The sequence below is a fragment of the Acidithiobacillus ferrivorans genome (genome assembly GCF_016250455.1).
Taxonomy (GTDB): domain Bacteria; phylum Pseudomonadota; class Gammaproteobacteria; order Acidithiobacillales; family Acidithiobacillaceae; genus Acidithiobacillus; species Acidithiobacillus ferrivorans.
This window is the reverse complement of sequence record NZ_CP059488.1, coordinates 2,674,584-2,697,004: the sequence shown is the minus strand read 5'-3', so window position 1 is coordinate 2,697,004 and position 22,421 is coordinate 2,674,584. Positions and strand designations below refer to the sequence as shown.

The window sequence follows — 22,421 nt, the reverse complement described above, 5'->3', positions numbered from 1 at the left end:
TGCTGGCAAACATCGAAATCGGGCTGTGGATTGCGTGATCAGCCAGTCCTACGCTTGGTCCGCTGTGTTTCCCCGCATGGCCTTCACCGCCTGCCCCAGCCCTTCCTGAAACCGATGACTGTGCACATGCAACTGGCCGAGCAGGCGATGGAGTTCCTCGCGCGTTCCACTTTGCCGTACCTGGAGAATTTCCCGGCCCAGGATATGCACTGTTTCGTGCTCGGCCAGCAAGGTCTCCACCTCGGGTAGTTCCGATGCATGGGCATGCAGCCAGGTCGTGATCGGGCAGTCGGCCAGTTCCATATGCTCGTGACCCTGATGATTCATCACCGACTCTGCTGCCGCCCGCACCCAGCCCAGATGCTGGTACAGGGCCAGCATCGGCGTGTCCGCATCCCCGACGCCGAGGACAAAACTGCGCACAAAATCCGCCACCGCTTCCGCCTCCAGCGGCCTGGCAATGGCGTACCCCTGGAGATAGTTGATTTTCATCTCGCGCAGGAAAGCGATGTGCGCTTCGGTTTCCACTCCTTCCACGGTGATGAGGACGCCCATCGCCAAGCCCAGATTGACGAGACTTTCGACGAAAATCAGATCCTGGGGTTTGTTCGACAACTCGCGGATGAAACCCTGATCGATCTTGATCTCGTCAATGGGCAGATTTTTGAGTCGCAGGCGAGAGGCGTAAGCACTCCCACGTCGTCCAGAGCGATTTTGATGCCCGCGCCGCGCAGTCGCTGCAGATGTTCCAGGGCGGCCTCCTGTTCGAGGATTTCCCCGATTTCCAGCACCTCCAGCACCAGGGATTTCGGAGGGACACTCGGATACGCCGCCAGGATGCCAAAGACCGTATCGGCAAATCCGGGTTGATCGAGTTCTTCCGGGGTGACATTGATGCTGAGAAAGAGGTCCAGTCCGGTTTCCCGCCACTGTGCGAGTTGCTGCAGTCCCTTTTGCAGCACGAAGCGCCCCATTGCTTGACGCTCCCGTACCCCCAGGGCGGAAAGGAATTTGTCGGGGGAGACCTCCCGACCCTCCCGGTGCCAGCGGGTCAGGGCCTCGAGACCCGCCACCCGATCCGTCGCCATGGCCACCAGAGGCTGATAGCGGAGGGTCACCGCTCCGCTGGCCAAGGCGCGCAGGAAATCCCGGCGCAACATCTCATCGCCCATGCTGACGCTGCCAATATCCGGGTGGTAGAGCTGCACCCAGCCCCCGCTCTCGCGACCAGATCGTATTTTGGCGGCATACATGGCCTGGTCCGCGTGGCGCAGGAGTAGGTCGGCATCCCCTCGTCAAAGGGATAGAGCGTCAACCCCAGGCTCGCCCGGATGCTGACAACCTCTCCCTGGATGTAGAAAGGCTGCGTAATCGTGGTCTGGAGACGGGCCAGAACCAGATCCAGTTCATCCATGCTGCGTAGGCCTTCCAGCAACAGGATAAATTCATCGCCCCCCAGGCGCGCGACCGTATCGGCTCGCCGTACCGCGTTCTGCAGGCGGCGCGCCATTTCCTGGAGCAGATCGTCACCGGCGGCGTGCCCGTAGGTGTCATTGACCGGTTTGAAGTCGTCGAGATCCAGAAAACCCACGGCCAGAAGCTGTTCCTGGCGGTCGGAACGCGCCAGCGCCTGAACAAACACCAGTCGCAGGCCATCGCGGTTGGGTAGGCCGGTCAGGGCATCGTGGATGGCGCGTTTTTTTTGGTGGTCCCGCTCATCAATGAGAATCTCTTCTTGCCGATTACGCAGACGCATCTCCCGCGCCAGCAAAAACAGCGTAAAGGCACCAATCCCAAGCAGGCCCAAAACGATGCCAATATTATTGGGCAGCAGCCTTTTCTCCTCGTCCCACCAGGCTTGTTCCGCCAGAGACGATGGCCATCCTGCAGCGATGGTCCATGGGTATCCAGGTACTGGTTCATGCACTTGATTGTCTGAGGAAAACTCTGCAGGGAAGGACCGGAAAGAGAAAGCTTTCCCTGCCGGAAAAAAACAAAGGGTACATGCTGGGCATCCAGCAGAAACAGGTCGTAATTGGGTAAAATGGTAAGCGTATCGAGACTCATGATATTGATCGGGCTGCCGACTGAGAATAACAGATGGGCGCCTCCGGCATCATGCACCCTGTAGCGCATAGTGATTACCCGCGCGTGCATCCTCTGGGCATAGTGAAGCTTGCCAATCAATCGGTTCGGGTGGCCTGGCAAAGGCGTAAAATCATTCGCTAGCGAAATCGGCTGGGAAGATTGCGGCAACGTTGACCAAAGAATGCGATCCCCCAAGCTGTTTTGAAGATTGATGGCCATGACATTGGGATATTGTGCCCGGAGGATTTGCACCTGCTCTAAAGTCCTGGTGCCGGGTGTCTGCACTCCGGCATCTTGGGGCAACAAGACGTTGCCGACGTAGACCAAATTATCGAAATACTTATTGAAAACGGCCGCTACCTGCAGCGCCGCGCTCTGCGCGGACAGTGAGGCGTGCAGTTTGATTTTCTCTGCAGCGACTCGATGCAAATGCTGGGACTGCTGAATGTACAGCGCCGTCAGCAGGCTCGCCAGAAGCATAAAGGCTATGCCCACCTGCCGGAGGGTGCGGCGCTGCGTAGCGGTTAATGGTGCAGTGATCATGGTAAGCGGGTACGATTTTGGGAGGAATATCTGAATAGTAGACAATGGTATCTTTCCGGCACCTGGTGAAACTTGCTCCAGCAGCGGTGATAGCTTGTCATTCCGACCATCCTATCGTTGGTGTTCGGCTGCACCATTCTAGATCATAACGATACCGGGTGTCCTCTTTGGGTGTATCAAAATGAGTATAAACATATTCGCTATAAAAATGGATTGACGATATGCAGGCGCCCCTCAAGAATCTGTCCATGATGCATATCCTCCGTGTATAGCGTGACGCAATGCGCCATGAGGGCTGAAGCCGCGATCATGGCATCCCAGATATTGTACTGATAGCGCTCTGCAATCTGGATGCCCTGAATATGCGTGTCCAGGGTAACCGATGTGACTTCACAGAGGCGATAGAGAGGCGCTAGCACCTCCCGGACTTAGGGCAAGGACATCGCCATCTTACGCCGAGCGACAGAAGCAAACTCGTTCAACACCTGGACGCTAATGATGTTCCTGCACGATGACACTTTCTGAGTCAATCCAGCGTCAGCCATTGACCATGCGTCAGCACCAAACATTTGCCACCTATGGAGTGTTGTAACGCTTCGTAACCATATGAACTAAAAAATAAACATAAAATTCACGATCTGATATAAAAGGCGAATAAACTTGACGCCGATTTCTGGTCAAAACTTGATACACTCAGGCGCTGTTTTATAGTAGAATGCGGCAGTTCTGGGATTAACTCCATGCAGCCACATCAACCTATACCTTCCGCCAATGATCCACATGTCACTACAGTGGCGGATGCGCGGCGTTACCAGTTCCGAAGTTTGACTATTGTGCTGCTGCTCTTCAGCGCCTATGGCGCCGTCGTAGCGTTAGCGATGCCGGGCTGGATATTGATGATTATGATGTTGCTCTTGTTGCCCCGCTGGATGATCTATACCCACGAACTGTTTCATTTACGCGGCCCCACGCAAGTGGATTTCGCCACGCGATTGATGCCTCTGCCATTTACGCCTTTTGCACTGGGTTATGACGAATTCAGGCAAATCCATTTCAGGCACCACAAGCATCCAGCGACTCGCGCGGACCCTGATGCATTTCACCTGCTGGGAGGACCATGGCGGGCAGCCTGGGGGGCTATAACCGTGCCCGAGCAAGCGTTTTTCCGTTGGATAAGGCAGCCCCATGGAATTCGGACACTTTCGCCAGGCTTCTGGTGGCGGATTGGCATTTTTGGCGCTTGTCTTTTGGTAGGCGGTTGGACCTTTCTCTGGTTCTGGATCCCGTTGCGTCTGGTGTACGCATTAGGGGATTTCTCGTTTTTTTATCTGCCGCATGTGCGCGACGGTGTGCCTGGCACTTACTGCCTGAAACTTCCCCGGGCATTCCAGGTGCTGGCTGAGCTGCTCTATGGCCGGACCCTGGTGCGGGCGACGATGTTTCATGATCGTCACCATCTCCACCCCAGCATTCAGGCTCGCGCGCTTCCGTTTTGGAACCCTGAACATTTATGACTGCGTACTGAATAACGATCCTTCAACTGCATTCTCTTAATTTGGTCTCGCAGCACAGCAGCCCCTACGGGGTAAGGCCGAGATTGATCATGTCGCGTACGCCCAGACTGGCCAGCCATTGCACCTCGTCCTTAAGTTATCCTCCTTCGAGATGCGTGTCGGCCACCGGTCATGGGTGCTGCCCGGCAGCCAAACATGCGAGTGCGTCCTCCCCCGGTAGGTTGCTTGTCGCTCAACCGGCACTGTCGTCATCAGAAATCGTGCTCCGCCGTGCCAGCAGGTGGTGCATTTCCTCCAGAAACCAGGCGCATCCGAAAGCACCTAGACTGACGGCCGCTGCCACCCGGAAATCGACGTGCAGTGCTTGGACAATTCGGCTCTGGTAAGCCAGGCCCGCTGTAGTGTCGGACAGCGACATGCCACCGATGAAATGCGCGAAGACTGCGCTGAAGCCCGCCACCCCCAGAGTGCCGCCCATGGACCGGAACAGGGAGGCTGTGGCAGTGGCCACCCCGAGATGCTTTTGCTCCACCGACAATTGCGCGGATAAAACCAGCACCTGCATCGTCATCCCGAGACCCACCCCCAGCACGACCAGCATGCCGTCGATGTGCCACAAGGTGGTAGTCAAACCGATGGTCGACAGCAAACCCAAGGCCACACTGATCAGCAAAGTGCCGAACACCGGAAAGGCTCGGTAGCGTTGGGTACGACTGATCCATCGACCACTGAAAATCGACGTACCCAACATTCCGAAGAGCAGAAAGAGCATTTCCAGACCGGAATCGGTCGGGGTGAATCCGCGGACGTCCTGCAGATATAACGGCAGAAAGCTCAGAGAGCCGAGCATGGCGAGCCCCACGAAGAACGAGATGATTACGCTCAGGGTGAACGTCCGATAGCGGAAGAACGCCAGCGGCAACAGAGGCTCCGGATGGAAATTCTCCACTAGGGCGAAGGCGATCAGTGCACCGATGCCGAAGGCCAGAAGAAACCAGGGGCCCGAGCCGGACAATGCGTGTGTAGAGCCTGCGACGCTGGCGAAAATGACCAGTGCGCTGAGTCCGGTGATCAGTAGCAGGCCACCGATGAGGTCTAGCGGTGGGGTTGGCGTCTTTTTGCGCGCCGGAAATGCGAGGCCAATGATGCCGAGCGACAGCGCTCCAAAGGGCACGTTGATATAGAAGATCCAGCGCCAGCTCAGGGTCTCCACGATGAAACCGCCGAGAAAAGGACCAATCAGGGTGGCTAGCCCAAACGCGGCGCCCACCAATCCTTGATAGCGGCCCCGCTGGGTAATCGGGATGAAGTCAGAAATAGCAGCGATGGCTGAGACCAGCAGGCCGCCGCCACCCAGGCCTTGAAGCGCTCGGAAGGCGACCAGCGCGTCGAGGTTTTGGGCCAAACCGGAGAGTGCAGACCCTGCAAGAAAAATGAGGATGGCGATCTGCAGCAAGCGTTTGCGGCCGAAGAGGTCTCCCAGCTTCCCGTAGACCGGCAGGCAGACGGTCGACGTCAATAGGTAAGCGGTGATGATCCAAGGCAAGTGCGCGAGGCCATGAAGATCCCGTGCGATGGTTGGCAAGGCCGTTGAAACGACGGTCTGATCCATGGCGGCGAGAAAGATGGCCGAAAGTACGGCAAAGAGCATCAGCCGGGCTGACCAGTCCAGACGGAAGGGTGCCGCTTGGACGGAGATTGCGGTGGATGGGTTAGGGGTTGCAGGTTGAGGTGTGGACATGGATGCCTTCGGGTTACCGACCGGTTAGCATAACGCCAAGACTGGGGCTGGAGATAGCCAGCTATGGTAGCAGAGCTAGCCAGGAACCACGTGGCTGAAGCATTTTATCGTTTAACGGTGCCGAAGAGGTTATAGCCGTTTGATCTCCGTAGGATCATTCGTCTAGCCTGTTCTGCGATGTTGTTGGTGAAAGGCACCTCCGGGATCGCCCCAGTCATGTAACAATAGCCTGTCCGGATATGACCCGTGTCACTTCCGGTAGAGACCTGTAGGAGGTGCCTATGAAAACATTTACCTGTCCCAACTGTGCCAATATGGTTTTTTTTGAGAGTACAGTTTGTGAGAACTGTAACGCCAATTTGGGTTTTGTTCCCGAACAGCAGTTTATGGCCGCCTTTTTCCGGCAAATGAATGGTTCGTGGGAACCCGCAGGTATTTCTCCACAATACAATATCCAGCCATGTCGCAACTATGAGTCCGTGCAAGTCTGTAACTGGATGGTAGCCAAAGACGATGGCAACGACCTTTGCCAGAGCTGTCGCTATACGGAAATCATTCCACAACTCAGCTTGCCTGAAAATTTGCATTATTGGTATCTGCTGGAGGCAGCAAAGCGCCGCCTTATTTATTCTCTAAAATTTCTAGGGCTCCCAATTCCGGGCAGGACAGATGATCCGCAACATGGTCTTGCATTTATATTTATTGCCGATTCGGCAAAGAAGAAAGTGCTCACAGGCCATAGTTCTGGTGTGATCACGTTGAATATCTTGGAAGCAAATGATGCCGAACGTGAAAAGCGTCGTTTCTCCATGCATGAGCCCTATCGCACATTATTAGGTAATTTTCGTCATGAGATAGGTCATTTCTATTGGGATTACCTCATTGCCAAGAGCTCATGGATGGAGTCATTTCGAGAGATATTTGGCGACGAATCCAGAGATTATCAGGAGGCCTTGCAGCAATATTATCAGACAGGGCCGGCGACAAATTGGCAGATGAACTACATCAGCAGTTATGCCACCATGCATCCATGGGAAGACTGGGCGGAAACATGGGCACAATATCTGCACATCAAGGACACCTTGGAAACCGCTATAAATTGGGGTGTAAGCATCCATGTGAGTGGTCAGCACGCCGCCTCTGTTTCAGGGGCGGACATTAATCTGAATACGCAATCCTTTAGAGAGATGCTCATTGAGCAATGGCTACCGTTAACACAATTCTTGAACAGCATGAATCGCAGCCTGGGGCAACAGGATAGCTACCCTTTTGTTTTAACCGATGTGGTCATTAACAAGCTGGAGTTTGTTGATCAATTGGTAAAGGCCTCGCGGCGGTAACATGACCTGCTCATTTTGAGCAGCGAATGTCTCCTTTCTGGAAGAGCCATTGGCCGATGCCGATAAGGTTTTGCGGTGGTCGTGGCGTACCTCCGACATTGAAAACTGGCGACAGGAAAGTCGAAGCTGCAGGAGTGGCTGGTGGCTCAGGGTATCAAGATCTTATTCGTGGTGGTGCCACCAGTCTTTGACCCTATCCGTGAACCGGCGCCCGTGTTCCCGGCTGGTGGCGACATTCCCACCCTCACCGGCCAGACGCCAGTCCTGATCAAACTGCGTCCGCAACTGCGCGACCTCACGACCACGCAGGATCAGCCCCATTTCCCGGTTTTCGTTCAGAGAGGATGTGCTGTAATTTTCCGACCCGATGAAAGCCTCGTCCCCAGCGATTTCCGCCTTGGCGTGCATGTAGATGGGTGACTTGGGCATTAGCCGCACCTGCACGCCGTGTTGCTCCAAATCAGCGACGTTGCGTTGATCTTCGGCACTGATGCTGGCGGGAAGAATCACCCGTGCCGCGTGACCTTTTGCGGCAATGGCGCTGAGAATGGTCCGGTCATCGCCCATCTCCTCGCTTTCGATGTCCACCGGCCCCGGCTGATCAATGACCGAAACCATTTGTGCGGCACTCCCGGGAGAAAGCACGAGCACCTGATGGGGATACGGCCCTGCCTTCTGATCATTCCAGTCGGCATCGAATACCCTCTGTGCACCCGAGTTCGACAGTTCATCGGCAAAAATCGTCAATTTCGTAACATCGCCCCAGCATTCATAGGGGTTTCAGCGCGTATTTTCTAAAACTTCTGTGGTGGCACGTTTTATCACTTAGGCTCTTTTGTTGACATGCCTATGAACGCTGATAAAGTGGCGGCATGCATGTGAAGATCACCACCTCCGGCAGCCGCCGCTATGTCCAGCTTGTCGAGTCCTACCGGGATGATGCCGGAAAGGTCAAAAAGCGTACCGTCGCCACACTTGGGCGGCTGGATCAGGTCGACAGTCAGTTGAATGCCGTGATTCAGGGCCTGATGAAGGTCAGCGGCCAGGTGCCCACCCCGGCGCCAACGATTTCTTCTCCACCATCCATCGCTTTTGAAACAGCGCGTGCTTTTGGCGATGTCTGGGCCTTGACCGAACTCTGGAAGGAGCTGGGGTTCAGCGCCCTACGTCAGGTGTTCCGCAAGACCCGCCATACGACCGATGTGGAAGCGCTGATCCGGGTGATGGTCCTCAACCGGCTCTGCGATCCCGAATCGAAACTGGGCGTACTGCGCTGGGTGGAAACCGTCGCCTTGCCGGATGTCACCGTGACAACGATTACCCACCAGCAACTCCTGCGCAGCATGGATGCCCTGATGGAGCAACAGAGTGCCGTAGATGCTGTGGTAGCCGGACTGTTGCGCCCCCTGATCGATCAGGACCTGTCCGTGGTCTTCTATGACCTCACCACGATCCGCAGTGAAGGCCTGGTCACGGTTCCCCAGGACGTCCGTCAATTCGGGATGGCCAAGGAAGGTCTGATCGCTCGCCAGTTCATGCTGGGGTCGTGCAGACTGCAGAAGGTTTGCCGATCTACCATGAGGTCTTCGATGGCAACACCGCTGAGACCAAAACGCTGCTGCCGACCCTGGGCAAAGTGCTGGAGCGCTTTCCGACAGTGCGGCGCCTGGTGCTCATCGCGGATCGCGGGTTGTTGAGTCTGGACAATCTGGAGGCGTTGCAGGCGATCCGGCTGGCCAACGGGCAGTCGCTGGAGTTTATCCTGGCCGTACCGGGGCGGCGGTACCATGAATTTACCGATCTGCTGGATAGTTTCCAGCGGGAGTCGTGCAACACTGCCACTGAAGAAGTCATCGGTGAGCGCACCTGGAACGACCTGCGGCTGGTTATCGCCCATGATCCCATGACGGCGGCGGACCAGACCGCCAAGCGGAATGCGCGGATCGAAGCGCTGATTACTCAGGGCGACCAGTGGGCCGGCAAACTGGATGATCAGGACGACGGCAAAAGCATCGGGGACGCAAACTCTCCGACAGCGGTGCCAAGGCACGCTTCTACCATGCCGTCTGCGAGGCGCATTTATCGCGCATCATCCAAGTCGATATGGCCGCACAGCAGTTTAGCTACGACATCGACAAAAGCGCACGCACCCTGGCGGAAAAGATGGATGGCAAGCTCCTGCTCGTGAGCAATGTGCAGGACCTGTCACCGGCGGAGGTCGTGGCCCGCTATAAGTCTCTCGCCGATATCGAGCGGGGCTTCAAAGTGCTCAAATCCGAGCTGGAAATCGGCCCGGTCTACCACCGCCTGCCCGACAGGATACGGGCGCACGCAGCGATCTGCTTCATGGCGCTGATTCTGCATCGGGTCATGCGCAGTCGTTTACGTGCGAGTCACACCGGGCTGACGCCGGAACGAGCCTTGGAGCAACTCCACCGCATTCAGCATCACCGAGTTCGTCTCAATGGCGCCCCACCCGTATCCGGGGTGTCTTCCATCCAGGAATGTCAAAGCGAGGTTCTGCATGCCCTCCGGGTAAAAAAACCAGCCGCGTCTCAGCAATTGACGCTGTTGTAGTGGAGCGTTTTGAAATCGCTATTTTCAATATCAAGGAGTTGCGAGATTAACTGTCGAACTCGGGGGGACCAGCACACCACCGCAGAAGGTCAGACCGAGGAGGCCTTCGCCATCATTACCGTCCCCGCCCTACCTGCCTTGCAGCACATCCATGAACGTATGCCTTTGGTGCTGGATCGCAGCCATTGGCCGCTCTGGTGGCATCCTCATGCGCGGCGGCCACACCTGGACCCCTGTTTTCAGCCTGCAGACTTTTCCTGGGAAAGCTTTTCGGTCTCTCCGCAGGTGAACAGCACCCGTTACAATACACCAGAGGCGGTTTTGCCTTGGGACGGGACGGCGCCAGACTGATGGGATGATCTGAGCATGCTGGCGTTGGGAGGATACTTGCGCATCGTAGAACTGTTACTGTATAAATATATAGTACACGGTTGCGGAGCGCATTCTGATGCAAACAACGAACGCAAAACCCATCAAGAAATCCCAATGGCTGCTGGTTCTGATCCTGGCCCCTTTGTTGGCCGCCTGGCTGGGCCATCAGTCTCCACAATATGCGGCCGGGAATGGCGGCGTATTTCAAGACGCCCGCCATGTCACCTGGACGCCTGCCACCAGCCCAATGACGGTAACGCCCGCCGCACAACAAAAAGGGAACGACCAGGATCGGAAGCAACCCTATGCGTTGTGATCCGATACCCGTATCCCAGGGTACATTGGGCGCCAAAGGCATGCTGGCCTCATCGCCACAGCCCGTGGGCGGCCATCATCGCGCCTGTACGCTTCCACTCATGGTGTCCCGGATTGCCGCAGGCTTCCCGTCCCCTGCCGATGACTATGTCGAAAAACAGATTGATCTGAATACCCACCTGATCCAGCACAGGGAAGCGACTTTCATCCTGCGGGTTACCGGCTGGTCCATGCGGGACGCGGGGATTTTTTGATGGGGACGAGATCATTGTGGACCGGGCCATTACCCCGGTGGATGGCAAAATCGTGGTGGCGGCCATCAATGGCGACCTCACCGTCAAACGTTTGCGCCGGATCGGCAGCGCCGTGCATCTGGTGGCGGAAAATCCCGAGTTTCCCGCGATCATCCTCAAAGAAGGGGAAGAACTCTGCATCTGGGGCGTGGTGACCCGGGTGCTGCATCGCGTCTGAGGCCCCATGGCTATTGCCCTGGTAGACGCCAATAATTTTTATGTTTCCTGCGAACGGGTGTTTCGCCAGGATCTGGAAGGGCGGCCCGTGGTGGTGCTCTCCAATAATGATGGTTGTGTTGTCGCGCGCTCGGCTGAAGTGAAGGCCTTGGGTGTGGTCATGGGGACACCGTGGTTTCAGATGAAGAAGCTGGCCAAACGGGAAGGAATCATCGCCCTGTCGAGCAATTACAGCCTGTATGCCGATATGAGCAATCGCATGATGGGGATTCTTTCGACCTTCAGCCCTATTCAGGAAGTCTACAGTATCGACGAATGCTTCCTGGATCTGCGGGGCTTTGCGCAAGACCGACTATTCCACAGGGGACAAGCGGCCCGGCAGAGAGTCCGGCAATGGGTGGGATTGCCGGTCGGGGTAGGCATCGCAGCGACCAAGACGCTCGCCAAGCTCGCCAACCATGTCGCCAAAAAGATGCCTGAATATGCGGGAGTCTGCGTGTGGGACGATCTGGCTGAAGGGGATCAGCAGCGTCTCTTGCAACAACTGCCGGTTTCCGAAGTCTGGGGGGTGGGTCGCCAGTGGACCACGCGATTGCAGGAGGCGGGAATTCAGACGGTCTGGGATCTCCGGCAGACGGATCCCGCGCTGATGCGCAAGCGCTTCAGTATCCTCATGGAACGGAGCATACGGGAACTGCGCGGGGAACCTTGCATCGCCATGGTGGACATCCCGCCGCCCCGGCAGGAGATTCAATCCTCGCGATCCTTCGGCCCGGTAACCAGCGCAGAGGAATTGGGCGAAGCGATCAGCCTGTATACCGTAAAGGCCGCCTATAAACTGCGTCGTCAGGGTTCGGTGGCCGGTGCCCTGCGGGTGTTTATTCACACCAGCCCCTTTCAGGCCCATCTACCGCAATATCATGCCACGAGAACCGTCGCCCTGAATCATCCCAGTCAGGATACCCGGGTGTTCCTGCAGGCCGGCCGCATCGCACTGGTGGACATGTATCGGTCGGGATTGGCTTATGCCAAGGCGGGCGTGCATCTCCTGGAGATCACCTCGGCGGATGCCTTGCAGGCCGACCTTTTTACGTCGGCAGAAGATGAGGCGCGCGCCAATCAATTGATGATCACGCTGGACCAGGTGAATGCGCGTTTTGGCAGCGGCACCCTGCAGCCGGGCGTGGCCGGTCTGCAGGAACCGCGTGGATGGGCCATGAAACGCGGCAACAAGTCCCCTGCCTACACGACACGATGGGCGGATCTGGCCAGAGCAAAGCTGGAATAACCGGGATCAGCCTCTATTCCGGTATAGATAAAAGACAGCGCACGGGAGGGTGGTGTGTCCGGGAAAGCGCGTTTGCGCCATGAAAGAGCACCGGCGTAGACTTGTGTCACGGTTCACCTTTTCCCTATTTCTGGACATCGGCATGCCCCCATTACGATTTCCTGCGCTGGTGTTGACGCCACCGGCACAGACCGACACCTCTCTGTCGCCGGAACAAAAGACTTTTAACCGCCTCAGCCAGCAGATTGCCAAAGCCCGCCAGCAGATGAGCGATTGGGAAGCTGCTATGGAGGCGACGCGACAGCGTGTGCTCAAGGACCTTCTGCCGTTGCGGGATCAGCATCTGCAATTGCGTATTCAGCTGCTGGTTCAGCTGGACACCATCAGTCTGACCCAGAAACTGGGGAAAGCGGATAGCGAGACTCTATCCCAGATGATTGCCCGTTTGGCCGAGAACCTCATGACGGAATCCTCCGATCCACAGTTGCAAGAAATACATGATCGGCATGGCGGCCCCGACGCAGAAGAACAGGCCATGTTCGCCGAGATGAAAGCGTCCATGGAGGATTTTTTCAACCTAAACCCTGAAGCTGCGGGTGATGGAAAAGGGTCTTCAGAAAATCCAAAGGCATGGACGGAAGAGGAAACGCCACAAACGCAGTCACAGCGAGAAAGCCAACGTACCAGACCCAAAACGGCCCGGCAAAAGGCGCAAGAAGCGCATCAGGCAGAACAGGCGGGGCAGATCCACCAGTCCCTGCAGGGCATTTATCGGCGTTTGGTCAGCGCTGTGCATCCCGACCGGGAGGCGGATCCGGTCATGCGTGCCCAGAAAACGGCGCTGATGCAACGGATCAATCAGGCCTATGGGGAAAATGATCTCTTGCAACTGCTGGCTCTCCAGCACGAGTTGGGCCTGATGGACGCGCAAGCGGTCCATAAGCTGGGCGATGCGCATTTGAAAAAGTATAACCAGGCTCTCAAGGAACATCTGGCCACTTTAAAAGGTAAAATGCAGGCACTTCAGCAGCATCTGGCCGGCAGTCTCGGTATACCCCTTTTTGCGATACACTCACCGCATGGTCTGTCGCGGGATATTCAGGAAACCATTCAGGCAACCCGACAGGACATTAGCGGATTACGGCAGGAGATGAAACGACTTTCGCAACCCGCCTACCTCAAACGCTGGATAAAGACTGCACGACGCGAATTGGCTTCGGAAGATTATATCGACGATGAATTTTACTGATGCGAGGGCCACAGCCACTAAAAATAGCGACCGTATAGTTGGGTGAATGGGCGGTATGCAGCTGCCGACCAACAGACTTCAACGGCGGCAGGGCAGCAGAAGCAGTCATTCCTCTCTGCCGTAAGACGTTTCCATTGGTGCAGGCGAATCAATAATAACGAGGGCTTTGGATGTTTCATCTGCTTGTGGCATATAGCGGTTGGCCTGATGGTGGTGGGTCTATCTCAAATCGTCGGATCTACATTAAATCTGACGAGGAGCCCGGACAGCTCGTCCTGAACGAGGGCGGACGGCTTGATGCCACTAAGGTCAGCAGATTCCCTGCACTCCTCATGACCGAAGTAGGCGGCGATGGTCCGCAATTAGCTCGTGTCGTCTATATAACCTCCGTTGTGCAGGGACCAACGGAAACCGCTATCCAATACGTCGCCGAAAACGGCATCAAACCAATACCGAACGAGGACATCGAAAGCTTTGCGTCACAGCTCGGCATTAGCAGGAACGCCCTCACACATACGCATTGGGAAGTAAAGCAAGCAGACCTCTTCAAGTTCTTGTTAATGAATCAGCAAAAGGCTCAACCCGCCTCTCAAGTCTTTAGTCTTGAGGCCATACATCAGCCTCAGCCAAGCCTCGTTTCAATAATGATGCCGTTTGCAGCGGAGTTCGATCCAGTTTACGCAGCAATACAGTCAGCGGTAAACTCCCTTGGGCTCAAGCCAATGCGCGCAGACAATTTCTGGGAACATCACTACGTAATACAAGACATTGTGAACCTGATCGCCAGAGCGCGAGTTGTGATATGTGATCTTTCAAGCAAAAATCCCAACGTGTTCTATGAGGCTGGCATTGCGCATGCACTTGGAAAGGAAGTAATACTGATTGCGCAGTCTCAAGATGATGTGCCATTTGACCTTAGGCACATTCGTTATGTTAAGTACCTCAACAATGCGCAAGGACTTTCGGTGCTATCTGATGCCATCGCGTCGCGGATACAAACGGTAATCGGCCAGTAGAAAACGTGCGAATGCGCATAGCAACTCGCCATAGGCGCTACGGCCCTAACGGGCCGCAACCTGATCTCAAATTTTAAATGTTTATGAATGTCAATCAGCGCTAACACCTCATCAACCATCCGCACCAAATACTGATCACCTATCCGAGGGCCTGTCGACATGGCAACCCGTTGACGCGACATCGGAAATACTGGGCACGGGCAATCGATTAACCTGGTCAATCATGCTACTGATTTCAGCCAGAAACTGTTCAATATGGGGCGCTGTTTGACAGACTAGCGTGCTAGCTGAAGCCGCAAGCGGGCGAAACCGCCGCCGGCGCTTGTCTGCTGGAGCGTCAGGGCTACGGCAAGCATGCTGCTATCTCTTTGATTGGTTGATCCTATCTCTGTTTTTTTACGCTGTGTACGATGAGCAGCATTGAATCTTCTGCGAATTCATCAGGTTGCAGCGAATCTGATATGCATGAAAATATGAAGAATCAATGAGTTATGGAAGACTTTGGCAGAGCCCTGGCTGGAGCGTTGGGTTAGGCCTCAAATCGCTCATGAGAGTTGCATCGCAGAGTTCGCCTTGATAGTGGCTGTGATGTCAGGGCGCTCCGGAGTAATGACTTCGCGGAAAATGTCTTGAATAAATGGCGCGACCCAATACTGGGAGTTCTCCTCTGGCTGCATGCCGCACTCAAGTGCGTCCAGATGATCGCTGGACATCATGTAATGGTCGTTTAAGAAAAAGACATATCCGAGGTGAAACGTAAATATATCTTGCGTATCTCTTCTAAACCTTTCAAGCAACTGGCCGCGGTTCTCTATATGAATCTCGTTGTCATTGAGCATCACATGGCGATAGAAGTTGTAGTGCGTATGATCATTACATCTGTCGCGCAGGCGTTTGTATTTGTCATCTCCGTATAAGGGCGGTTCGAAAAACTCCCCACTTCCAGTAAAATATAGGGAGCCGATTGGAAGGGAGAGCAACCATGGCAGGACTGGTAGGGCAAACAGGATTTTTCCCCGGAGACCGCCGGTTGCGGGAACTGGATTTGCTGGGCGACGGCCTGCCGCTGCTCAACCGGCTCATTCCCTGGGAGCGCTTCCGCCCAATTCTGGAGAGTGTGCCGAAGGCCAAACCCAAAGGGCCGGGAGGGAGGAAGCCCTACGACCGGATGCTGCTCTTCAAGATGATGGTGTTACAGCAACTGCACAATCTCAGCGACGAACAAACCGAATACCAGGTTCGGGATCGCCTCAGTTTTCAGCGTTTCCTGGGGCTTGGGTTGGAGGAAGCCGTACCCGATAACACGACCTTATGGCTATTCCGTGAATCACTGGCCCAGGCCAAACTGACGGAGCGACTGTTCACGGCCTTCCATGCTTTTCTGCGGGAAGCCGGCTACGCCGCACGGGCCGGGCAAATCATCGACGCGAGTTTTGTGACGGTTCCACGGCAACGGATGCACCGGAAGGAGCGGGAACAGGTCAATCAGGGCGAAACGCCCCAGACGTGGCAGGATCAGCCCGCCAAGCGCCGCCAGAAAGACACCGATGCCCGCTGGACCAAAAAGAATGGCCGCAGTTTCTTCGGATACAAGAACCATATCAACGTGGACAAGCGCCACAAGCTGATTCATCAGTACATGGTCACGGATGCCGCTGTGCATGACAGTCAGTGCCTGGAAGCGCTTCTGGACCCGGAGAATCAGGGCGTACAGGTTTTGCGGACAGCGCCTATCGTTCAACGGAAGCGGAGCAAATGCTATGTCAAAAGGTTACCGCAGCCGAATCCACGAGAAGGCGCAACGCAACCGCCCTTGACCAAGGCCCAGGAGTTGGCCAACACGCGCCGGTCACACCACCGCGCACGGGTTGAGCATGCCTTTGGCGCCATGGTACAGCAGGGTGGTAAGTTTCTGCGCACCATTGGTATGGCTCGCGCTGAAGTCAAAATCGGCATGATGAATCTGGTCTATAACATGCGGCGATTTACCTGCTTAATGCAGCAATCGGTGGCCAGGTAGGGATCAATCCGTCCAAAGCCCACGAAAAAGGCTAAAAATACTGGAAATACGCAGATAAAGTAGGGATAATGCGTAAAAATCGCCTGAAAGTGGCGAGGAAAGGGGGATATTCCATTCTCAAGTCGTGAAATTTTTGTTATTCGAAGTGCCCATAACAAGTCGTTAATCGGTTTGAGCGTTTCTGACGCTCTTATGTATTGAGACATCACTCGGTAATCTGGGAGCTTTTCTTTACTCTGAAGCCAGTTGTTAATTTTCTCAACGATAAATTTTTCGATGCTAAAGTTATCTTTCAGGTAAAGATTTGAATAAACGTTAATTACTGCCGAATCGTAGTACTTCCGGAGCAAAGCGTATGCGTCATTGATACGCCCGGAAAGAAGGATGATTTTAATCGACTCAACTGTGCCCTGCATGGATGAGTAAACGTAGGTGTTGATGTTGCAGATTGCTTTTGTACCCATCGGTACGAACTGGAATACTGACATAGCTAATTGCTTATAGAACTTCGCATATTGATCAAGTTCAGCGAATACCTGATGCTCCGTGTATGCCTTATCGGTTACCTGCACTGGTCAAGTCCTTCGTTCTGTTGAGGCCCAACGTTGTGGTAAGGGGTGGGTGGCTTCTCGTCCGCCCATCTTGATCGTAAGTTTATGCATTTGTACGTAGCAACCTCTCAACCTCTGCATTAAGCCCTCTGTTAAACAGAGGCTCATTATATATTCCTTATGCATAACGTAAATTCGATTGCACTAACGGTGCAACATGACGTCCACAATCATGGTATAATACGCCCGTTGTCAGCCTCAATCATGAACGACTGTTACTGGTCGGATGATATCTTTTGCTTTTCGCTGCTGAATGTCTGCAATCAGTCTTTAACGGTCATCTTAGTGCGAAAAAACTTCTGTGGCACTCCTTTTTGATTATGCCGCGCGAATACTTTGGTTTGGAGCGTAGTGCAGTGGCATGAGGCGATCCTCCGCAACCGCTAAAGTGATATAGTCGTCGCCCACAAGAAACTCAACTTCCACGTAACCAGGGTCCAACTCTTCCACGACGGTTCCGACCTGGCCACGCAGAAGGTGTTGCTCTGGTATGGGTTCCAAAAGCGCTACAACGTCGAGTAGTTTCATGATGTCCTCACATAGCAACTTGTCAGCCTGGGAACGTCTTCTCCAGTCCTGATGATCCAACCCGTGCGAACGATCGCGGACTTTCCCTGGCGCTGCATGACAAAATCCACCTGGTAACGCTTGCCATGGCTGTCGGCCACCTTCTCGGTGGCCTCGTTGCTCAGTATGGCACGGAGGCATACTGAGCGCAGCAGCTCGGCATCTTGCTGGCCTATCCCCAGGCACGAGGCGAACACCCTGGCCTTGTTGCCTCCGGCAAGGTGACCGGGATTCAGGGTGTATTCTCGTAGCTTGCGAATGTCCAGGATCGCCCTTTCTGCATTGGGTAGCATCATATCTGTCAGAGACAAGCCTTCGATTACAAACGAATACCAGACAGGATCATAGTGCATTTCCTGCAGCTGGACCATACCTTTGCCAGTCAGCCCCGTCCATCCTCAGCCTCACGCACCTGCGTAAGGAGTAGCAAGTTTTGCCATTCATCCGAAGTTTCCCGGATTGGTCCCGACGCCGACCATGGAGTTCCGGAGCACCGGGTGGCGTGATCTTTGCGCTGTGAATGGTCAGTGATGCAGCGGAAGCAGTCATTCATCATCAGAAACAAATATCCATGTTTAATATAAAGATTATATAATTTTATTTGCAGCACGTTGGTGATATGATTTTGCAGAACACAGACCACTCCATTACATCAACCCTGGAAACGTGGCCACTTAGTCTGATTCCTTTTAAAAAAACTATAGCAGCCAAATGGGAGTGCAACTTATTGCCGCCATTATATACAATATAATATCTTCTCTTTTTTGACAGAAGAAAGTCCTTAACGCCGACATATCTTGACGAGCCAAGAAAGTATGAGGTAATAGCAATCGATTCGATGAGTTTCATTATCAGGTTATCTCTCTTTTTAATAAAAAATAGAGTAGCGCTGCCAACTTTCGTTAAATCTTTAAATTCAATAAAAAAGAAATTATAATCGCCATTTCCGTCTTTGCATATTTTCAACACATCTATGGCATAAGACTGGCTATAACGGTTTTTGAATGCCGGATCGTTTCTAGCGTTATCGAAGCATACCCAGTCCTTCTCTGCGTTACTATGTAAGCCATGGTTCCAACTTTGTATATCAACAACAAAGGTCAGTGGTACAACGTATTGTTTTAGCTTAATCATGGTTTACCCTCAAATCTTCGAGCTTGGGTATTGGGCTATAGAGTTGCTCATATATTTCTTGGGGGCAATCTAGATGTTTAATGATACAACCATCGGACTCTGGAATAGATGCATGCCAACTAACATCGCTCGTTTGCTCGGAATAAAGCTCAATCGCCTCAGAAAGATAAGGACTATGAGTTGTCACGATTAGGTGCATCTTCTTAGACATAAAAACTAATAATTCCGCCATTTTCAATTGCCATTCAGGGTGAAGATGTGTTTCTGGCTCGTCAAGTATAACCAATCGATCTTTTCTGAATGCACCATTCCTAGCTAAGGCCAAAAGTAAACCAAACCATTTTACCCCGGATGCTGTTGATACCATATCATAATTACCACCATGCCTAGGTTTCCAATTATATGAACCGGATTTATTTTTTTGAAAGTCACCAGCTATAATATCCATGATTTTATGCGCGAATTCATTCCCCACATCCATGTCGGAATCAGCTTCTTCATCTTTTGCAAGCTCTAATTTGGTGAAGACATCCCACTGAACGTATGGATAGCGTATTTTTTGTCCAAGGTTAAGAACACTGCTCGCCTCTTTCAACGCTTGAACGGAGCGAAACAAATCTATCATATCCCAGATGAGTGGAGTACTTACTATCATTGCGTCTCTGAAATATTGTTCAGAGTCATCATTTGTTTCGGCGTCTAGCATGTAGGGTTTCTTATCCCTTACTGTTATTTCGTAAACCCTATTTCCTTCGCGCTCAAGCTTTGCGCTTCCTTCGTCGCTGCCGAAACGGAATAGTTTTTTACCGAATAGCATCGCCTCCATATCACAAAATACTTTCGCTCTCGTTTTTTTTTCAAATGAACTTTTTGCTTTATTATTTTTGTATTTCGAGATTACATCAGATTTAATCATGGCCATGAGGAGCTTGCCAATGGTGCTTTTTCCAGAGTTATTTGGGCCACCTATAACCGTCAGATTTTCAATCCTTACATTTGCTGAAGATATGACGCCTATATTTGAGATTGTAAGATCAAAGTGATTATCATGCAATGACATTTTTTGCCTCTTCTGTGTTTATAGATATGATAATCCGCGTCTGACCTGGGAATAAAAACTATGTGCCTTTGTCATGCGCAGGGTCAGGACCAACCTTGGCTTTTTCGGTCTCTGACAAAAATCGTGGTTATTCATAGTTTATCGCATCCCAACGACCGCAAACAGTCTTTACCGGCCCTTCGGCATCCTTCACCCCAGCATCTTCGCTAAGTCTTCAGCCCGCAAGTGAGTATAGCGTTTGAGCATTTGCAGCGTCTTGTGGCCGGTGATGGCCGCAACCTGCATGGGGTTCAGCCCCTTCTCGAACAGACGGCTCGCGGCTTCGTGGCGGAGGTCGTGCAGCCTTAAATCTTCTATACTGGCGCGGTCGCAAGCCCGAATGAAGGCTTGGCTGAACGAGTGGGTAGCCATCGTTTTCCATACCGAGCCGGTGGCTTCTGGAGTTCCGCCCAAGTCATGGAGAATTTGCAATGCGGCACACGACAACGGCACCTCGCGTGATTCCCCGTTTTTCGTGTCTTGTAACAAAATGGATGGAGCGGTCCACTGCACATCTTCCCATCGCATCCCAGACAGCTCACCGCGCCGCATCGCTGTTTCGACCAGCAAGACAACCGCGTGATCGTGAGGATACGGTAGCTGCGCGATCAACGCACCCCATTCTCCTGGCTGAATTCGTCTATTCCTGCCCTTCGCAGGAGCGGGGAGCTTGATCGACCGCATAGGGTTCACCAAGGACTCCATGCCCCATTCTCTTGCGGCGACGGTAAACAGATTCCCCACGATGGCCAGTTCCAAGCGCACAGTGTTGGGAGACACCCCCTCATTCAAGCGACTCTTGACGTATGCCGCGAAATCTTTACCTCGTAGGGTGTTCAGTGTTCGTTTGGAGATGGGCCGCTCTAGCCATTGCCGTATCCGACACAATTCTTGTGCCGATCCTTTCTTATTGATGGATATCTCGTCGGCATATCGCTGGAGAGCCTCACCAAGCGTTGTGCTCTCTGCTTCGGAGCGGTCGAGCCAGACCCCCCGTAACATTTCCGACTCCGTGACCTTGGCCCATGCCTCTGCGTCGCGTTTTGTTCGGAAGGTTCGTGTCTGGCTTGGGTGGCCTCGTTTCCGAATGATGGCCTGCCACCCGATTATGACGAGCTTGTTGTTCGCATCAGGACCTTTTCTTGCATTGATCGTTGCCACCGTGCTGCACCTCACGCTGCACCAAATTTCAACCCAAGTGCAGCATAATTGCAGCGTAAATACAATAATGGCCTAGGTAGTATAACCTAAGCCATTGTTTTGTTTGGGGTGGCTGACGGGGCTCGAACCCGCGACAACCGGAATCACAATCCGGGACTCTACCGACTGAGCTACAGCCACCATTGATAGAGCGGAGATCATACAATGGCTAACGCCCGGCTGCAAGGTCAGTAAGCGGCATCAATCCATGAACAGCGAGCTGACGGAATCCTCTTCCGCAATCCGGCGGATGGTTTCGGCCAGCAGTTCGGCAACGGACAATATGCGAATCTTGCTGCTGGCCCGGGCATCCGGCCTGAGCGGTATGGTGTCGGTGACGACCAGTTCATCCAAGTCAGAGCGTTCGATGCGTTCCATGGCTGGACCAGACAGAACCGGATGCGTGCAGTAAGCGCAGACCTTGACGGCGCCTTGTGCCTTGAGGGCATGGGCCGCTTCGCAGAGCGTGTTGGCCGTATCGACCATGTCGTCCACGATGACGCAGGTGCGGCCCGCCACATCGCCGATAATATTCATGACGACGGACTCATTGGGGCGTGGCCGCCGTTTGTCGATAATGGCGAGGTCCACTTCGAGCCGTTTAGCGATGGCGCGGGCGCGGATAACACCACCTACATCGGGAGAAACCACAATTAGTTCTGGATAGCTCTGGCGCCAAATGTCGCCCAGGAGAATGGGGGAGGCATAAATATTATCAACCGGTACGTCAAAGAAGCCCTGAATCTGGTCAGCGTGCAGATCCATCGTCAGGACCCGATTAGCGCCCGCAGTGGTAATCAGGTCGGCGACCAGTTTGGCGGTGATGGCCGTGCGTGAGCGTGATTTGCGGTCTTGTCGGGCATAGCCATAATAAGGCATGGCGGCAGTAATGCGATTGGCCGATGCGCGTTTGAGCGCATCGATCATGGTGAGTAGTTCCATGAGGTGGTCATTGGTGGGCGAACAGGTGGGCTGGAGCACGAAAACGTCCCGGCCGCGCACATTTTCCAATATTTCGACGAAGACTTCGCCGTCACTGAAAGAGCTCACCTCGGCACGGCCAATGGGAATTTGCAGGAAGCGCGCCACCTGGGCAGCCAGAATGGGATTGGCGTTCCCGCTGAAGACCATGAGATTGCCGTGGGCCATGTGATGTCTTTCTCTCTTTCGCAGGTGGCAAAACAGTCCGAGGACAATTTGGCTGGGGCGCCAGGGATCGAACCTGGGAATGCCGGAATCAAAATCCGGTGCCTTACCGCTTGGCTACGCCCCAATAA

23 protein-coding genes, 2 tRNA genes and 2 pseudogenes are annotated in these 22,421 nt (G+C 53.8%); 12 read left to right on the top strand and 15 right to left on the bottom strand.

Going from position 1 to position 22,421, the window contains the following annotated elements; all coding sequences use genetic code 11:
• Positions 1 to 48: 48 nt before the first annotated feature.
• Positions 49 to 1,160 (bottom strand): annotated as a pseudogene (locus tag H2515_RS13450) (EAL domain-containing protein).
• Entirely contained in the window at positions 1,115 to 1,927 is an 813-nt protein-coding gene (locus tag H2515_RS16170) for a GGDEF domain-containing protein (RefSeq protein ID WP_232821407.1), read from the bottom strand. Before H2515_RS16170 ends, H2515_RS13450 begins: the two are co-directional and overlap by 46 nt.
• 554 nt (positions 1,928 to 2,481) lie before the next feature.
• Here H2515_RS16170 and H2515_RS16365 point away from each other — a divergent pair.
• Positions 2,482 to 2,616: a hypothetical protein gene (locus H2515_RS16365; RefSeq protein WP_269802047.1), complete on the top strand. Its 135-nt coding sequence runs from the start codon at positions 2,482 to 2,484 to the stop codon at positions 2,614 to 2,616.
• Positions 2,617 to 2,831: 215 nt separating this feature from the next.
• On the opposite strand, the gene H2515_RS16165 is transcribed toward H2515_RS16365, so the two are convergent.
• Positions 2,832 to 3,050 (bottom strand): PIN domain-containing protein, encoded by a 219-nt coding sequence (locus tag H2515_RS16165; protein WP_232821406.1) that lies wholly within the window; start codon positions 3,048 to 3,050, stop codon positions 2,832 to 2,834.
• Between the two features lie 321 nt (positions 3,051 to 3,371).
• Here H2515_RS16165 and H2515_RS13435 point away from each other — a divergent pair, with 321 nt between their 5' ends.
• Entirely contained in the window at positions 3,372 to 4,145 is a 774-nt protein-coding gene (locus H2515_RS13435; protein WP_035191970.1) for a hypothetical protein, read from the top strand.
• A gap of 232 nt (positions 4,146 to 4,377) precedes the next feature.
• Here the strand turns inward: H2515_RS13435 and H2515_RS13430 are convergent, their stop codons facing one another.
• Positions 4,378 to 5,886 carry an MDR family MFS transporter gene (locus H2515_RS13430; RefSeq protein WP_198660379.1) on the bottom strand — a complete coding sequence of 503 codons (1,509 nt, stop codon included), beginning with the start codon at positions 5,884 to 5,886 and terminating at the stop codon, positions 4,378 to 4,380.
• A gap of 281 nt (positions 5,887 to 6,167) precedes the next feature.
• Between H2515_RS13430 and H2515_RS13425 the strand changes: the two genes are divergently transcribed.
• A complete protein-coding gene (locus H2515_RS13425; protein ID WP_198660378.1) occupies positions 6,168 to 7,226 on the top strand; it encodes a zinc-binding metallopeptidase family protein in 1,059 nt (352 codons plus the stop codon).
• Positions 7,227 to 7,388: 162 nt separating this feature from the next.
• Here H2515_RS13425 and H2515_RS13420 read toward each other — a convergent pair whose 3' ends face one another.
• Positions 7,389 to 7,973, bottom strand: a complete 585-nt coding sequence (locus tag H2515_RS13420; RefSeq protein ID WP_332873289.1) for a phospholipase D-like domain-containing protein — start codon at positions 7,971 to 7,973, stop codon at positions 7,389 to 7,391.
• A gap of 125 nt (positions 7,974 to 8,098) precedes the next feature.
• Here H2515_RS13420 and H2515_RS13415 point away from each other — a divergent pair.
• From H2515_RS13415 to H2515_RS13385, 8 genes and pseudogenes are all read left to right on the top strand, one after another.
• Positions 8,099 to 9,803, top strand: a pseudogene (locus H2515_RS13415) (IS1634 family transposase).
• A 9-nt stretch (positions 9,804 to 9,812) separates the two neighbouring features.
• Complete coding sequence (locus tag H2515_RS13410; RefSeq protein ID WP_232821405.1) at positions 9,813 to 10,154, top strand: SOS response-associated peptidase family protein; 342 nt, start codon at positions 9,813 to 9,815, stop codon at positions 10,152 to 10,154.
• A 97-nt stretch (positions 10,155 to 10,251) separates the two neighbouring features.
• Positions 10,252 to 10,491, top strand: coding sequence for a hypothetical protein (locus tag H2515_RS13405; protein WP_014028193.1), 240 nt, complete (start codon positions 10,252 to 10,254; stop codon positions 10,489 to 10,491).
• On the top strand, positions 10,481 to 10,744 hold the full coding sequence (locus H2515_RS16160; RefSeq protein ID WP_232821404.1) for a LexA family protein: 264 nt from the start codon (positions 10,481 to 10,483) through the stop codon (positions 10,742 to 10,744). The genes H2515_RS13405 and H2515_RS16160 overlap by 11 nt, the downstream gene beginning before the upstream one ends.
• A 16-nt stretch (positions 10,745 to 10,760) precedes the next feature.
• Positions 10,761 to 10,961: a LexA family protein gene (locus H2515_RS16155; protein WP_232821402.1), complete on the top strand. Its 201-nt coding sequence runs from the start codon at positions 10,761 to 10,763 to the stop codon at positions 10,959 to 10,961.
• Positions 10,962 to 10,967: 6 nt separating this feature from the next.
• On the top strand, positions 10,968 to 12,248 hold the full coding sequence (locus tag H2515_RS13395) for a Y-family DNA polymerase (protein ID WP_198660377.1): 1,281 nt from the start codon (positions 10,968 to 10,970) through the stop codon (positions 12,246 to 12,248).
• A 142-nt stretch (positions 12,249 to 12,390) separates the two neighbouring features.
• The gene (locus tag H2515_RS13390; protein ID WP_198660376.1) at positions 12,391 to 13,497 is read left to right on the top strand and encodes a J domain-containing protein; all 1,107 of its coding nucleotides are present in this window, start codon (positions 12,391 to 12,393) and stop codon (positions 13,495 to 13,497) included.
• Positions 13,498 to 13,667: 170 nt separating this feature from the next.
• A complete protein-coding gene (locus H2515_RS13385; RefSeq protein WP_198660375.1) occupies positions 13,668 to 14,513 on the top strand; it encodes a hypothetical protein in 846 nt (281 codons plus the stop codon).
• Between the two features lie 545 nt (positions 14,514 to 15,058).
• On the opposite strand, the gene H2515_RS13380 is transcribed toward H2515_RS13385, so the two are convergent.
• On the bottom strand, positions 15,059 to 15,352 hold the full coding sequence (locus tag H2515_RS13380) for a hypothetical protein (protein ID WP_232821401.1): 294 nt from the start codon (positions 15,350 to 15,352) through the stop codon (positions 15,059 to 15,061).
• Between the two features lie 143 nt (positions 15,353 to 15,495).
• On the opposite strand from H2515_RS13380, the gene H2515_RS13375 reads away from it, so the two are divergent.
• Positions 15,496 to 16,533, top strand: a complete 1,038-nt coding sequence (locus tag H2515_RS13375) for an IS5 family transposase (RefSeq protein WP_198660374.1) — start codon at positions 15,496 to 15,498, stop codon at positions 16,531 to 16,533.
• Here the strand turns inward: H2515_RS13375 and H2515_RS13370 are convergent.
• The 9 genes from H2515_RS13370 to H2515_RS13330 all read right to left on the bottom strand — a co-directional run bounded on the left by H2515_RS13370 (position 16,482) and on the right by H2515_RS13330 (position 22,417).
• Positions 16,482 to 17,105 (bottom strand): hypothetical protein, encoded by a 624-nt coding sequence (locus H2515_RS13370; RefSeq protein WP_232821399.1) that lies wholly within the window; start codon positions 17,103 to 17,105, stop codon positions 16,482 to 16,484. The two genes, H2515_RS13375 and H2515_RS13370, sit on opposite strands and share 52 nt — an antisense overlap.
• A 357-nt stretch (positions 17,106 to 17,462) precedes the next feature.
• Positions 17,463 to 17,672 carry a DUF4926 domain-containing protein gene (locus H2515_RS13365; RefSeq protein WP_014027876.1) on the bottom strand — a complete coding sequence of 70 codons (210 nt, stop codon included), beginning with the start codon at positions 17,670 to 17,672 and terminating at the stop codon, positions 17,463 to 17,465.
• A complete protein-coding gene (locus H2515_RS13360) occupies positions 17,669 to 18,064 on the bottom strand; it encodes a DUF6883 domain-containing protein (protein WP_232821398.1) in 396 nt (131 codons plus the stop codon). The genes H2515_RS13365 and H2515_RS13360 overlap by 4 nt, the downstream gene beginning before the upstream one ends.
• Before the next feature lie 244 nt (positions 18,065 to 18,308).
• Complete coding sequence (locus H2515_RS13355; protein ID WP_198660373.1) at positions 18,309 to 18,845, bottom strand: hypothetical protein; 537 nt, start codon at positions 18,843 to 18,845, stop codon at positions 18,309 to 18,311.
• Positions 18,838 to 19,905 carry an ATP-binding protein gene (locus H2515_RS13350; protein WP_198660372.1) on the bottom strand — a complete coding sequence of 356 codons (1,068 nt, stop codon included), beginning with the start codon at positions 19,903 to 19,905 and terminating at the stop codon, positions 18,838 to 18,840. The genes H2515_RS13355 and H2515_RS13350 overlap by 8 nt, the downstream gene beginning before the upstream one ends.
• Before the next feature lie 189 nt (positions 19,906 to 20,094).
• Complete coding sequence (locus H2515_RS13345; protein WP_198660371.1) at positions 20,095 to 21,105, bottom strand: tyrosine-type recombinase/integrase; 1,011 nt, start codon at positions 21,103 to 21,105, stop codon at positions 20,095 to 20,097.
• A gap of 104 nt (positions 21,106 to 21,209) precedes the next feature.
• Positions 21,210 to 21,285: transfer RNA gene (locus tag H2515_RS13340), tRNA-His, on the bottom strand.
• Between the two features lie 60 nt (positions 21,286 to 21,345).
• Entirely contained in the window at positions 21,346 to 22,293 is a 948-nt protein-coding gene (locus H2515_RS13335; protein ID WP_198660370.1) for a ribose-phosphate pyrophosphokinase, read from the bottom strand.
• Between the two features lie 49 nt (positions 22,294 to 22,342).
• Positions 22,343 to 22,417: transfer RNA gene (locus tag H2515_RS13330), tRNA-Gln, on the bottom strand.
• Positions 22,418 to 22,421: the final 4 nt, after the last annotated feature.